The following is a 15479-nucleotide window of genomic DNA, read 5'->3' as shown; positions in this document are numbered from 1 at the left end:
TAATTCATAAATAAAACTGCATCTTATGATTGATTTTTAAACGCAGACAGTTAACTATTGATTGCACGATGTTGCCATTTGTGAGCATCGATTAATACAAATGTTAAAAAAACAAAGTCAATACTTGCGGAGTTGCCTTTTACTTCGCCTGTTTGCTTAAACCGCCTCCGCCAGGCTGAAACGTTTTCCGATACACAGCATGAAAAAACGTCAATGAAAAATCATAACTTATTTTTATGGTTTTCATTTCAGCTAATTAGATATTCTGGTGGAGCAAGGTCAAGATGGCAGAACTCACTCAAAGTCGCGTCGATATCATTTCCCGTGCAAATGGTACGCTTACGTCTCAGGTCGACGGCGGCTTAACGCAAACGATCACTCTTAATGAACCGAGCGTAGTACGCATTAATGGTACGCGTGAGGCTGTCGTACAATACCAACGTCAGGGCGACGATCTCATCGTCCAGATGCGTGACGGAAGCTCCGTTCGCTATAAAAAATTCTTCCTCGACGATGCCGCAGGCGACCACAGTGAACTGGTCTTTGATGATGGCGTGAACCCACCAGAGCATGCACTCTTTCCCACGACGGCAGGCGCAACAGATTTAGCGACAACATCCGTGACGCCCGGATTTGAGTCACTGGATAACGTGGAGCCGCTCCTGCTGGCTGATAACAGCAATATTTCTACCGGCCTGATGACGGCGAGTGGTGTTGGCCTGTTGGGACTGGGGGGGTTAGCACTGGGCACCAGTCGCGGCGGAGGCGGAGGCGGAGGCGGTGACACACCGGCAGCACCGGGAACGCCTGGAACGCCAGCAACACCGACCCTGACCGTTAATCCCTTTGCCGGTGACAACGTTCTGGACAACAGCGAGAAGGCCAGCGATCAGCTGGTCTCCGGCACCACCAGCAACGTGGAGGCGGGCCAGACCGTCACCGTGACGCTGGGCGGCCAGACCTATACCACGACCGTCGGGGCCGACGGCAGCTGGAGCCTGAGCGTACCTTCGGCGGCGCTGACCGCGCTGGCCGCGGGCACCACCACGCTCAACGTGACCGTGAGCAACGCGGCGGGAACGGCGGCCAGTGCTGAGCAGGTGATTACGGTTGACGCGCCCGTTACCACGCCGGGCGCACCGACCCTGACCCTTGATCCCTTTGCCGGTGACAACGTCCTGGACAACAGCGAGAAGGCCAGCGATCAGCTGGTCTCCGGCACCACCAGCAACGTGGAGGCGGGCCAGACCGTTACCGTGACGCTGGGCGGCCAGACCTATACCACGACCGTCGGGGCCGACGGCAGCTGGAGCCTGAGCGTGCCTTCTGCAGCGCTGACCGCGCTGGCCGCGGGCACCACCACGCTCAACGTGACCGTGAGCAACGCGGCGGGAACGGCGGCCAGTGCTGAGCAGGTGATTACGGTTGACGCACCCGTTACCACGCCGGGCGCACCGACCCTGACCCTTGATCCCTTTGCCGGTGACAACGTCCTGGACAACAGCGAGAAGGCCAGCGATCAGCTGGTCTCCGGCACCACCAGCAACGTGGAGGCGGGCCAGACCGTTACCGTGACGCTGGGCGGCCAGACCTATACCACGACCGTCGGGGCCGACGGCAGCTGGAGCCTGAGCGTGCCTTCTGCAGCGCTGACCGCGCTGGCCGCGGGCACCACCACGCTCAACGTGACCGTGAGCAACGCGGCGGGAACGGCGGCCAGTGCTGAGCAGGTGATTACGGTTGACGCACCGGTTACCCCTCCAGGCCCACCGACGATAACGGTGAATGACTTTGCCGGTGACAACGTCCTGGACAACAGCGAGAAGGCCAGCGATCAGCTGGTGTCCGGTACCACCAGCAACGTGGAGGCGGGCCAGACCGTCACTGTGACGCTGGGCGGCCAGACCTACACCACCACAGTTGGGCCGGACGGCAGCTGGAGCCTGAGCGTGCCGTCGGTAGCGCTTGCTGGGTTAGCGGCGGGTGCGGCCACCATCGACGCAAGTGTGACGAACACCGCAGGTAATAATGCGACAGACAGTCAGCCGTTTACCGTCGAAGCGCCTGCAGGTGCAGCAGGTACACTGGTTATCACGCAGCCGCTGGGCGGCGACGGTTTTATTAACGCTCAGGAAGCAGCTCAAGGATTGACCGTAAAAGGATCGGTCGCAGGGGTGGCCCAGGGGCAGCAGGTCGTTGTGAACTTTAATGGTGTCGATTACACCGGCACCGTTGATGCCAATGGACTCTGGTCCGTCATCATTCCGTCCGGTGCCTTTAGTGGCGTCAGTGATGGGGTGAAACAAATCACCATCAGCACCGTGGATGCCAATGGTAATCTGCTGTCCAACACCGCCGATATGACCCTACAGGCCACTACGCTGCCTGCCATCTCGCTTGATAGCGGCTCGCTGAGTGACGGTATTCTCAATAATACCGAAAGCAGCAGCGATCAGGTATTAAGCGGCAATACCGGTGTCACCGGGGCTGGCCAGCAGGTACAGGTTCAGCTCGGCGGTAAAATCTATGACCTGCCAGTAAATAATGACGGAAGCTGGAGTGTGACCGTACCTGCGGCCGATCTGGCTGCACTGCCACAGGGCAATAATCCGCTTGTGGTAAGCGCGATCGATCAGGCCGGGAATGTGGTGACACAGACCAGCACGGTCAATGTCGATACGCAACCGCCTTCATTAGGTGTGGATCCCGTGGGCGGTGACAATACGCTCAGCGTAAGCGATCTGACCCAGCCGCTGATATTGAGCGGTACCGGGCAGAATGGCGATCAGGTCACGATGTCACTTAACGGCAGATTCTACCGCACGCTGGTCAGCACCAATGGACGCTGGTCATTGCGTATCGATCAGTCCGATTTGGCCGCGTTACCCTCGGGTAGAAATCCTTTTACAGTCACCATTACCAACGCCAATGGCAGTCAGACGACGTTCACCAGCGAACTGAACGTCGCAACGGCACCAGAAGTGCAGCCAACATTGAGTGTGAACAGCGGCACCTTTGCGGGTGATGGCGTGCTGGATGGTTCAGAACAAAAACTGCCACAAACGCTCACCGGTACCTCAACAAACGTAGAGGCCGGACAGCAAGTTAGCGTCACCATTAACGGTATAACCTATATCGGTACGGTAGAAGCAAGCGGTAACTGGAGCATCGTTATACCACCCGTAGCACTGGCAACGCTGGCTGAGGGCAGTCAGGCTCTGACCGTCACCGTGGTGAATGCCGCAGGTAATACCACCAGCACCGAACTGACCTTCCAGGTTGACGCAACAGGAAGCAGCGTTGCCCTGGCTCCGGCAGGAAACAACAATTATCTTAATGCCGATGACGTGGCCAGTGAGGTCGTGCTTAGCGGTAGCACCAGCAATATCCCGGCAGGCAGCATTGTTAACGTCACCGTTAACGGTAACAACTACACCGGTACGGTAGGCGCGGATGGCACCTGGACGGTGACGCTGCCGGCGGGTAGCCTCGTTGGCTTACCCAACGGCGCGCTTCCTGTTACCACCACCATTACCGATGCGGACGGCAATACGCTGGCAACCAGCACCTCGAATATCAACGTTGTGGCGACCGATGTACCGGTTGCGACACCGGGCGATGCGTTTGTCGATGGCGTACTGAACGGCAGTGAAGCGGCAGCGGGCGGTGCTATCACCGGCAACAGTGGCGTAACTGGGGAAGGCCAGCGCGTGGTGGTTACGCTCAATGGCGTCAACTACACCGGTATTGTCGATAACACCGGTAACTGGCAGGTGAACATTCCTTCAGCGGTGCTCTCAACACTGCCACAGGGATCGGTGCCTTATACGGTTACCCTTACCGACATTGCCGGCAACACCAGTAATGCCGCCGGCAGCGTGACGGTCGATACTTTACCGCCAGCCCTGACGGTAGCAACACCGTCTGGCGATGGTGTTCTTAATGCAGTTGAACTTCAGCAGCCCCTGGTCCTGAGCGGTAACAGCGAAGGTAATGCCGTTATCGTAGTCAACATTAACGGAACCACCGTCAGCACCACCGCCAATCCGGACGGGAGCTGGACACTGGAAGTACCGGCTGCGGCACTGAGCGATCTGACCAACGGCAGCTATCCCCTGACCATCACTGCTACCGACACCGCGGGCAATATCACAACGGACACCAGCAGCCTGACGGTGAAAGCCGATGCGGCTTCATTACCCACGCTGACCCTGAACCCGTTTGCCGGTGACAATCTGGTTGACGGCGCTGAACGTCAGGTCAATCAGGAACTGTCGGGCACCACCACCAACGTGGAGGCGGGGCAGGTTGTGACGCTGACCGTGGGCAGTGACGTGTTTAGCGGTACCGTTCTGGCGGACGGATCGTGGCGCCTCACTGTTCCTGCTTCCGTTCTGTCGGCGCTGGCCGATGGTAGCGCCACCTATACAGTTGCCGTCAGCGATGCCGCAGGCAATACCACCTCGACGAATCTTGCGTTGACGGTCAACAGTAATGCTTCCGGTGTGGCGCTTGATACGATAAGCGGAGATAACTTCCTGAATGCCAACGAGGCGGGGGAACCGTTGATCATTACGGGAACCACCGTCAATGTGGCACCGGACAGCACTGTCACGCTGCAGTTTAATAATGTCACTTACACCGCCGTGGTCTCTGCTGGCGGTACATGGAGCGTGATCGTCCCACCATCCGCTCTGGCAGCCCTGACGGATGGCCCTGCGGCCTTAACCGTAACGACGACGGATACAACGGGCGCGGCGCTGAGCAGTTCAGCCACGCTCAATGTCGCGATTAACAATGTTCCCAACCCTGTGGTGATCACGGCCTTCGGCGACGGGATCCTGAATGCCACGGATATTTCCAGCGTACAGCAGCTTAGCGGAACGACCGGCGTAAGCGGTGTGGGCCAGACCGTGAGCGTTTCCCTGGGCGGCAATGTTTATACCGGTACGGTAGACGGAAATGGTAACTGGCGTGTGAGTCTTCCTGCCAATGCCTTAGCCGCACTGAATGAAGGCGGCACGGACTATACCGTCACGGTCACGGACGCGGCAGGGAACAGCCGCGAGGTAAGCGGTAACGTTAATGTTGACCTCACGCCACCGACCCTGACGCTTGATCCCGTCGCCGGGGACAATATCGTAGACGCCGCAGAAAGCACGGCGCCGATCGTCCTGAGCGGCAGCAGCGATGCGGGCGAGGGGCAGGTTGTGACCATCACCCTGAATAACCAGGTATGGAACACCACGGTAGGTGCTGACGGCAACTGGAGCTTTGCGCTGCCAGCGGGCGCCCTGGCAGACGTCGCAGCGGGCAGTTATACCCTGACGGTGAGCGTCAGCGATCCGGCGGGGAACCTTTCAACTGAAACCCGTGATATTACCGTGGCGACCGGTACATTAGCGATAAGCATTGATACGCCTTTTGCCGACAGCTACCTGGGTCAGATTGAGGCAGCCAGTGAACAAACGCTGACGGGCACGACAGGGCTGTCCGGCGCAGGCCAGATTGTGACCGTCACGCTAGGCGGTAATGACTATGCAGCCACGGTGGATGCTCAGGGCAACTGGACGGTCACGCTGAGTAGTACCGTCCTGCAGGCCTTGCCCGAAGGCTCAAATACGCTTGTCGTCACCGTTAGCGATGCGATAGGCAGCAGCGGCAGCCTGAGCAGCGCAATCACCGTTGACTTTACCCCACCGGAACTCAGCCTGAATCCTGTAACCGGTGATAATCAGATTAACTCACTGGAAATTCTGCAAAATATTTCCGTTTCAGGTACAGCATCGCTGGCCGATGCAGGGCAAACGGTGACGGTGACGCTTCAGGGCGAAACCTATCAAACCCTTGTCTTGATTGACGGTACCTGGGTTCTTGAGATACCCGCCAGCGTCATGCAGGGCTTGCCGGATGGCCCTTACTCACTGGACGTCACGCTGACCGATGCCGCAGGCAACCAGACCACGCTCACCCAGACCCTGACGCGCGTCGCAGACAGCGCGTCGCTTCCGGTACTGACCCTCGATGCCATCAGCGGGGATAATTACCTTAACCAGGGCGAAGCGGCTGCGGACTTAACCATCAGCGGCGGCAGTACGAATTTGACCGCTGGTCAGGTGATCACCGTTTCGCTCAACGGGCAAAGCTACACTGGAGAAGTGCAGGCAGATGGCCGCTGGACGGTGACCATTCCACAGGCTGACGTCAGTGCCTTACCGGACGGTCCTCAGAGCGTGGTGGTGAGTGCCACCGACAGCGCAGGCAACCCGACCAGCAGCGATGCGATCCTTAATGTTATTGCCAGTGGCGCGGCGCTGCCGACCCTGAGCGTGGATGTGGTCGCCAGTGATGACATTATCAACGCCATTGAAGCCGGAGCGGATCTGGATGTCAGCGGCAGCAGTACGCAACTGGCAGAGGGAACGGTAGTGACCGTCACGCTGAACAACGTCGGCTACACCGGCACCGTTGACGCGGCGGGTAACTGGACGGTCTCAGTGCCGTCTTCGGCTCTGAGTGGTCTGCCTTCCGGCTCGCAACAGACCTTTGTCGTCACGGCAAATGACGTGGCAGGTAATACCGCCCTGACTAACCACAATGTCGCGATTGACACGACATTACCGGTATTGAGTGATATCAGCCTGAGTGCAGGCACATCGCTTAATCTGGCCGAGTCGCTGCAGGATCTGACCGTGAATGGCAACAGCGATCCGGGCGCGCAGATCACCGTCGTCCTGAACCAAATCACCTACACCACCAGTGCAGATGAGAATGGTGTCTGGTCACTGGCAATCCCCGCCGCGGATTTGCAGCAGCTCAATGACGGGCTCCAGACGCTGACGATTACCGCAACGGACGCCAGCGGCAATGTCACTACCAACACCAGCACCACGCTGGATGTGGCCTTCCGCACACTGCCGGAGCTGACGCTGGATACGCCGTTTGGTGATGGCATTGTCAGTCAGGCCGATGCTGCCGGTGAACTCACCCTGAGCGGCAGTGCGACTAATCTGCCAGAGGGCAGCCCGATCACGGTGACGATCGGCGATCAGCCGTTTAATACGACCGTTGGTGCCAACGGTGCATGGACCTTAACGCTGGCGCCGGGCGCGCTCGATGCCTTACCCGATGGCCTGACCCAGGTGGTGGTGACGGCCAACGATGCGGCAGGCAACCCGGCTGAAGTCAGCGCAGGCATTGAGATTCTGGTGACCGTACCGGCCGATCCGACCATAGCCGCCACGTTGTTTGGCGATAATGTGATTAATACCACTGAAGCCGCCTCCGTGCAGCTGATTACCGGCACCACGCCGTTTGGCGATGGACAAACCGTCAGCGTCAGCGTAGACGGCACGCCACTAACCGTCTCTGTCGATGCGAACGGTAACTGGAGCGCCAGCCTGCCGCCCGATGTGATTGCCGGTCTGGCAGACGGAACGCACACGATCAGCGTGATCACCACTGACCGGGCCGGTAATACTTCTGTTGCCGTTACGCAAGACTTTACGACGGCCACGGCACCTATCCCCGAACCGACGCTGAACACGCCATTTGGTGATGGCCGTATCAACGCGATAGAGGCGCAGGCAGATGGCACCCTGAGCGGCAATCTGAATATTGATAATGCCGCCTCCGTTACGGTAACCGTCAACGGTACGGCCTATGCCGCCACGCTCAACGGTGATGGCACCTGGTCCCTGGCTCTGCCATCGGCATTACTGCAGACGCTGCCAGACGGTAACTGGCCCGTTGCGGTAACCATGACGGACACCAACGGCAATACGGCCACGATAAACAGCAACATTGTGGTAGCAATACAAACCCTGCCGGATGTCAGCCTGACTCTGCCGTTCGGTGACGGAGCACTGAATGCGGCTGAAGCGGCACAAGACCAGACGCTGACCGGCTCGACAGGTATCAGCGGCGAGGGCCAGACAGTAACGGTGACCATCAGCGGCTTTAATAACGATTTGCCACTGAATGCAACCGTTCTGCCGGACGGAAGCTGGTCACTGGTCCTGACGCCGGCGCAGATGGCGCAGATCCCCAACGGCAGTCATGTTATTACCGTCAACGCCACGGATATTGCCGGCAACACTGACAGCACTACGCTCAATGTGGTCACCGCCGTCACCGTTCCCGTGCCCACCTTTACTGACCTGCAGTTTGGTGGCGATAACGTGCTGAACATCAGCGAGGCCGCTGCTGGCGTAACGCTGACCGGGACGACCGGTAGCCTCGGTGCAAACCAGGCGGCAAGTATCAGCGTGGATCTGGATGGAATACGCTATCCGGGTACCGTTGATGCGAATGGTAACTGGAGCGTCACGATCCCACCTAATGCGTTGAATACCATCGGAAGTGGCCCGCACAGCGTGACGGTGAATGTGGTGGATGCAACGGGTAATCCGGCTACGGCACAGTTTGACTTTACCGCCGATCTGACACCGCCAGCCCCGAGCGTGGATCCGCTGCCACGCAACGGCTATGTCAACGCCACTGACGTCGAGAACGGTATCACGCTGACGGGCAATACCGGTGAAACCGGCGCTGGGCAACAGGTTGTGGTGACTATCGGCACCACCGATTTCACTGCCCAGATAGCGGCGGATGGAAGCTGGACATTGCCGTTGAGTAACGCGCAACTGAGCGCCTTAACCGATGGCACCTATTCGTTAGCCATAACCGTCACCGATCCTGCCGGTAACAGTACGACGCTCAACGAATCCCTGGTAATCGACACAACGGCGCCAGCGATCACCGGCGTGACGTTTGCAGGTGATGATGGGCTGAATTATGCCGAGAGTATTCAGCCTCAGGTGTTAAGCGGCATCGCTAACGGTGCGGAGACCGGGTCACAGTTAACCGTCTCCTATAACGGCACGCTGTTAGGTACGGCGGTTGTCGGTGCCAACGGCGCCTGGAGTCTGACCCTGACGCCAGAACAAATGAGCACCTTCGTCGCACCGGATACCACGTTAACGCTTGCCGTCAGCGACCTGGCGGGCAATCCGGTCACGCAGGATCTGACGGTGCCGGTTGATCTTACACCCCCACCAGGACCGCTAGTCACGCTGGGCACCGTATCGGGTGATAACATCATCAGCACGGTCGATCAGCAGGCAGGTGGCGTCGTGGTGAGTGGAACGTCACAAAATCTCGGTGCCACCGGTGTCGTTACCGTCGTGATCAACGGCGTGGACTACAGCACGACGATTGATGCTAACGGCAACTGGACGACGGCAATCTTACCGGTCAGTGATTTTGGCAGCACTGATGGCCCGGTCACGATTACCGTCAATGCCACCGACGGAACGGATACCGTGACCACCAGCGGCACCGTTCAGATCGATCTGACGGCACCGGTACTGACGATTAACAGCTTCACGGGTGACGATGTGGTTAACGCCAGTGAAAGTTCAACGCGTCAGACCATTAGCGGTACGGCGGACACCAGCGAAACAGGACGTACGGTAACGGTTACCCTGAATGGCAAAACCTACACGGGGATCGTGCAGGGCGACGGCACCTGGTCTACCAGCGTGCCAGCCAGTGATATGCAGGCGTTGGCCAACGGTGAAACGACCATTAATGCGCAGTTGACCGATGCCGCCGGCAACGTGGGCAGTGCCAGCCGCACCATTAACGTCGATACCGCAGCACCACTGATTGAGATTGACGCCTTCCTCGGCGATAACCTGATTAACGCCGCCGATGTTGCTGTCGGGCAGGTATTAACGGGCCGGACAACCGGTGCGGAAGAGGGACAAACCATTTCCCTGTACGTGGGCGATGGCGCCCCTGTCGCCACCGGGATCATTGGCGCTAACGGCGTCTGGAGCATTGACCTCACGCCGCAGGTGCTGTCCAGCCTCAACGACGGTGCGCTGGTCTTTGGCGTGCGCGTCAACGATCAGGCTGGCAACCAGACGGATGCCACGATTACCGTGAACAAAGTGGTCAATGCCGCCTTGACGCTGGTAGTGGATTCTGTCTTTGGTGACGGCACGCTGAGCGCGATCGACACCACGATTGCCCAGACCATTACCGGTACGGCGACCTCTGCAGGCGTAGGCGCAACTGTCGCGGTCACGATCGGCGGCACTACCCTGACCAGCGCCGTGGGCCAGGACGGGAAGTGGGCGATTGTTGTTCCCCCCAGTGTTCTCGGCCTGCTGAGCGACGGTGAACTGGCCCTGAACGTGACGTTAACCGATGCAGCAGGCAACAGCCGCAGCGTGGGTGAAACGGTCAATGCCATCGTGAATGCCGTACCTGTCGTGGATAACCTGACCGGTCTGTTTGGCGGCGATAATCTGCTGAATATTGCCGAGGCCGCGGTTGATCAACAGATTGGCGGGATTATCGAGAACGCGGCAGTGGGCTCACGCGTGACCGTTATCCTGGGGACGAAGACGTATAACACCACGGTGCAAGCCGGGGGCAACTGGAGCGTGACGCTGCCGTCCGGCGATCTCTCTTCCTTACTTAATGGCAATCTGACGCTGGGCGTGACTGTCACCGATGCCGTCGGTAACGTAGCCAGCAATAGCGCAACCATTGGTATCTTCACACAAACGCCGACCATCAGCCTGACGTCGCTGTTTGGTGATGGCGTGCTTAACCTGGTTGATATTGCCACCAGCCAGACCATCAGCGGCGTGGTGAATAACGTTGCTGCCGGTTCGGTGGTCACGCTGAACGTGGGGAACAGCCAGGTCACGGCAACGGTCGGCAGCAACGGCACGTTCACCGCCACGGTTGCGCCGGATATTTTGAGTACTCTGACGCAGGGAAATCTCACGATTGGCGCCACGGTCACCGATCAGGCCGGTAACACCGCCTCTACCAGCGCCGGTATTCGCGTCGATACCATCGCGCCTACCCTCACGATCAGTCCGCTGTTTGGCGATGGCCTGTTAAATGCCGCGGATGCGTTACTGGGCCAGACGATTGGCGGCGTGGTGAACGGTGCAGAGGCCGGTTCCCGTGTCGTAGTGACGATTGGCGGCCAGCAAATCGTGACGGCAACGGACGCCAGCGGGAACTTTGCTGTGTCACTGACGCCAAGGCTGCTCCAGGGCCTGACGGACGGTACGCTGACGGTCGGCGTCAGCGTCACGGATGCGGCAGGGAATACGACCAGTAGCACGGCGTCGGCCACGGTAGGGATTAACACCTTACCTAAAGTCACGCTCAACCCACTGTTTGGTGACGGCATTTTGAATATTGCCGAGTCGCTGGTCACCCAGACCATCAGCGGTACCGCCACCGGCGTAGCCGCAGGCAGTACCGTCAGGCTGGCGATTGGTAATACCACGGCAACGGCGATCGTTAACAACGACGGCACCTTCTCGGCCACGGTTTCCCCCGCCATTCTGGCTACGCTGCTCGGCGGTAACTTTACCGTGAGTGCCTCGGTTACCGACGCCGTAGGTAACACCACCTCCACCAGCGGCGGTGTGCAGCTGGGGCTGACTCAACCCACCCTGACGGTCAATACCGTGTTTGGTGACGGCATCCTCAGCGCTGCGGACCTGGCCTCTAACCAGACCATCAGCGGGACATCGAATCTGGCTGCCGGGGCGACGGTCAGTGCTACGCTCAACGGCATTACCTATTCAACGAAAGTGATCAGCGGTGGCAACTGGACAATCAGCGTGCCAAAAGGTGATTTAACCGGTATCAGCGATGGCCTTAAAGCGGTTGCGGTGACCGCCACAGATGTGAATGGCAACACCGTGACAGGCAGCGGCAGCCTGACCGTCATCAGTAATACCCCACCCGCCGTAACCATTACTTCGCTGTTTGGTGATAACGCATTAAGCGTTGCCGATGTGAAAACCACCCAGACGATTAGCGGTACGGCGACCAATGCGGAAGGGTCGCTGGTGCAGGTGACGATTGGCGGCCAGACCTTTACTACCACAGTCAGCAGCAACGGCAACTGGAGCCTTCCGGTTTCGGCCTCTAATCTCGCGGCGATCGCGGATGGACTCTATACCGTCACGGCAAGCGTGACGAATGGCGTGGGCAACAGCGGTAATGCCTCGGCTTCGCTGGGCGTTGCCAGCCGGACCACGCCAACGGCGGGCATCAACAGCTACTTTGGTGGGGATGGTTATCTGAATATTGCCGAGGCGAATGTTGCAGAAACCATTAGCGGTACGAGCAGTAACGCGATTGGGGGACGGGTTTCCGTCAACGTGGCGGGCAACATTTTCACCACGACGATTGGCAGTAACGGTGCCTGGAGTATCAGTGTGCCGTCAGCCACCCTGAAAGGCATTGCGGATGGCAGCCATTCTGTAGCCGTTACCATCACCGACGTGGGCGGTAACAGCACCACAGCCACCAGCAGCTTCACGGCGCTGTCGCACAATCAGCCGCTTCTGGGCGTCGATCCTGTGCTGAGTGTGGTGTCATCGCTGATCAACGGGCTGACGGTGCAGGGGGGCTCTCTGAATGCGGCTCAGGGGTCAAAAGTCAGCGTTACGCTGCTGCTGGCTAACGGCAGCAATGGGCCGACGATTAACACCACCACGGATGCGCTCGGACGCTACGCGGCTAACTTCAGCCCCGCGCTGTTATCGGTTGGGGGACTGCTGCTGTCGCTCAATACGCTGGCGAAGGTCACGATTACGGATGTGGCGGGCAACAGCTACACCACGACCAATACGCTATTGTTAGGCGCTGTGTTGCCGGTTACCACGGCGTCAACGACCGAGTCCGTTGCGCTGTTCTCACTGGTGGACGACAGTGCAACCGCGGCGGGCCATGATACGCAGCACAACACGCAGTCCACCGAAGAGGCAACGCCGACGGTGCACGTGGCTTCAACGCTGACCACCGAAGCCGATGTGGCCGCGCCGGTCAATGCGTCGGAGGACAATACCGGCGTCGCGGCGGCGGCAGTCGCTGAAACGGCAGCCGTAACAGACACGCCTGTTGACGAAAGTTACAGCATTGGCGGGGTGGTCATTACGCTGGCAGATGGCAGCATCGTGGAAGGCGCATCGGTAAATGGGAGTAGTGGTGCCGATACGGTTGTGGTCAGCGATCTGAACTTCAGCCATATCGATGGCGGTGCAGGAACCGATACGCTGGTGCTGAACGGCGATCATCTGACGTTGGATCTGACCGATCTTGGTCTGAAAGTGGAAAACATTGAAGTGCTCGATCTCGGTCAGAGCGGCACGAACGCTGTGAAGCTGGATCTCAACGAGGCGCTGAATATCACTGACCAACAAAGCGATGACCTGGTGATTAAAGGGGCTGACGGTAGCCTTGTCACGCTGGTCAATGGCCAGGGGGGCACGTGGGAAATCAGTGGCGAACGCATGGTGAATGGTCAGTCCTACGAGGTCTACCATAACTCGGCGCTCACCAATGACAACACGTTGGGCGATGTTCTGATTCAACACAATCTGCAGGTACACATCGTTTAACATACGATATTCACGTTAAGCACTTACCCACAGCAGCGGTTGCGCAAGCTTCCGCTGCTTTTTTTCTGCAACGTGGCTTTCAACATTCCGCCACTCTTCCTGGCAACATGTCAGCATGGGGTAAGCACGCCGTGAGGGCATCCGGCCACTAACGGATAGATGAAACAGGCCGTTTTATCTTGACTTCGGGTAACGCTGTACCGACCCAGAGTAACGGGCAGATTAACGCCGGTTCGACAGGAAGCGTAATCGTCGCCTTTTGATGCCGCCTTGCCTGACAACCGCTTCATTAATAACAATCACGAGACCTTCCAGGACCTGAGAGTGCAGCGTTCCGACTGACGGCCGCTCGTGACTCAATGGTAAGAAATATGACTTTTTTAAAATCGATATCGTTAATTTTATCTTAAGTAGTGGCAGGGAATGGTGTCTGTTTAAAAAATCGCCTTTCAGTAAATATATTTGATAATTGGTGATTTTTAACATGACCACTTTCTCTGTATGTACTATTAATAGTAACTCGTGCTTAGCGGTCTTTACTGAACGCATTAAATAAATTAACAATAAAATGCGTGATGCTTATCGTGCCCTTGCTTTTTTTACATACTGAAATCACCAGGACGTCATCGAATGATCATAAGAAAACCTGTTGGTATGAATAATGAACAAAGCGCGTTTAGCCCTGTTTTTTTACGCCCTGAATGGCCTGGTCCTGCCCGCGGCATTTGCCGCCCCCTTACCGAAAGCGGAGTTCAACTGGCGCGCAGCACCCAGCGAAGAGCAGGTCGCCATTTTGACCCTGCGGGAAGCCATCCTTCGAGCCTTCGCACGCAACCCAAAAATTTCCGAGGCGGCGGCGCAGATTCATATTGGTGAAGGCGATCTGAGTGCCGCGCAAAGCGCCTGGTATCCCCAGATATCGCTTCAGGGGGCCGCGGGGCGCTCACATCAAACCGACTCATCTGGCAGTCTGAATAACAATGGGTCCGGCGGAATCACCCTCAGCCAGCTGTTATATGACTTTGGCCGCACTAACGGTGCCATTGACGAGCAGCATGCCCTGTCAGATGCCTACCGCTTCGGGTTATTTGACGCCATGACGCAGGTGGCTAAAGAGGCCTTACAGTCTTATCTGGAAGTCAAACGTTATCAGGCACTCGCCGCCACGGCACAGACGAATATCGCCTCGCTGGAGCACGTACGTGACATTGCCAAAATGCGTGCAGATGCCGGGCTCAACTCTCAGTCAGATGTGCTGCAGGCCGAAACCCGTATCGCCGCCATGCATGCCACGCGTGAACAGTATCTGGCCCAACTGCGTTCTGCCAACGCGCAGCTTACCGTCCTGACTGGCGTGGTGCCTGCCACACTGCCTGAGCTGCCCCAGGCGCTGTTACAACAGCAAATTACCCTGGACAAAATCGCCTATGAAAACAGCGCATCGGTGCGCAGTGCGCAATACAAACAGGAAGCCGCCCGCGAACGGGTCCGTCAGGCGCAATCGGGTCACTGGCCCAGCATCAAGGTTCAGGCTGGCCGGACGCGTTACGAAAACGATACCCGCTCATACTGGGACGATGAAGTCCAGCTTCAGGTAGAAGCGCCGCTCTATCAGGGCGGTCTCGTCAATGCCAAAACCCAGTCAGCGGAGGGCGATCGGCTGGCCGCCCAGGCTGCGGTACAGCAAGCCAAACTCACGATTAATCAAAACGCCTCCACATCTTACGCCGATATGATCGGTGCTCAGCAGCGTCAGCTGGCGGGAGAGGCGCAGTTAGCCAGCGCTGAACATACGCGCAACGTGTATGCCGATGAGTACCGGCTCAGTAAACGCAGCCTGAACGATCTGCTTAGCGTTGAGCAGGACGTGTTTCAGGCCGACAGCGCGCGAATCACTGCGCTTTATGACGGGTGGGATGCCACTGTCCGTTACGCCGCTGCCGTCGATAACCTGCTCGACATCATGGGTATCGATCGTCAAAAAAACAGTGGTGATCTTCTTCCTTCTTTGCAATAGCCAACCCGTTTTAA

At 58.0% G+C, this 15479-nt stretch carries 2 protein-coding genes; both read left to right on the top strand.

Annotated elements, in window-relative coordinates; genetic code table 11:
- The first annotated feature begins 284 nt into the window (after positions 1-284).
- Positions 285-13448 carry an Ig-like domain-containing protein gene (locus ACPXSQ_RS09805; RefSeq protein WP_426143532.1) on the top strand — a complete coding sequence of 4388 codons (13164 nt, stop codon included), beginning with the start codon at positions 285-287 and terminating at the stop codon, positions 13446-13448.
- A gap of 661 nt (positions 13449-14109) precedes the next feature.
- Positions 14110-15465 (top strand): TolC family outer membrane protein, encoded by a 1356-nt coding sequence (locus tag ACPXSQ_RS09800; protein WP_013026484.1) that lies wholly within the window; start codon positions 14110-14112, stop codon positions 15463-15465.
- Positions 15466-15479 lie beyond the last annotated feature (14 nt).

It is taken from the genome of Pantoea sp. EEL5, assembly GCF_049892805.1.
GTDB lineage: Bacteria > Pseudomonadota > Gammaproteobacteria > Enterobacterales > Enterobacteriaceae > Pantoea > Pantoea ananatis.
The sequence above is the reverse complement of the archived record's forward strand: the minus strand, read 5'-3'. Positions and strand labels throughout refer to the sequence as shown.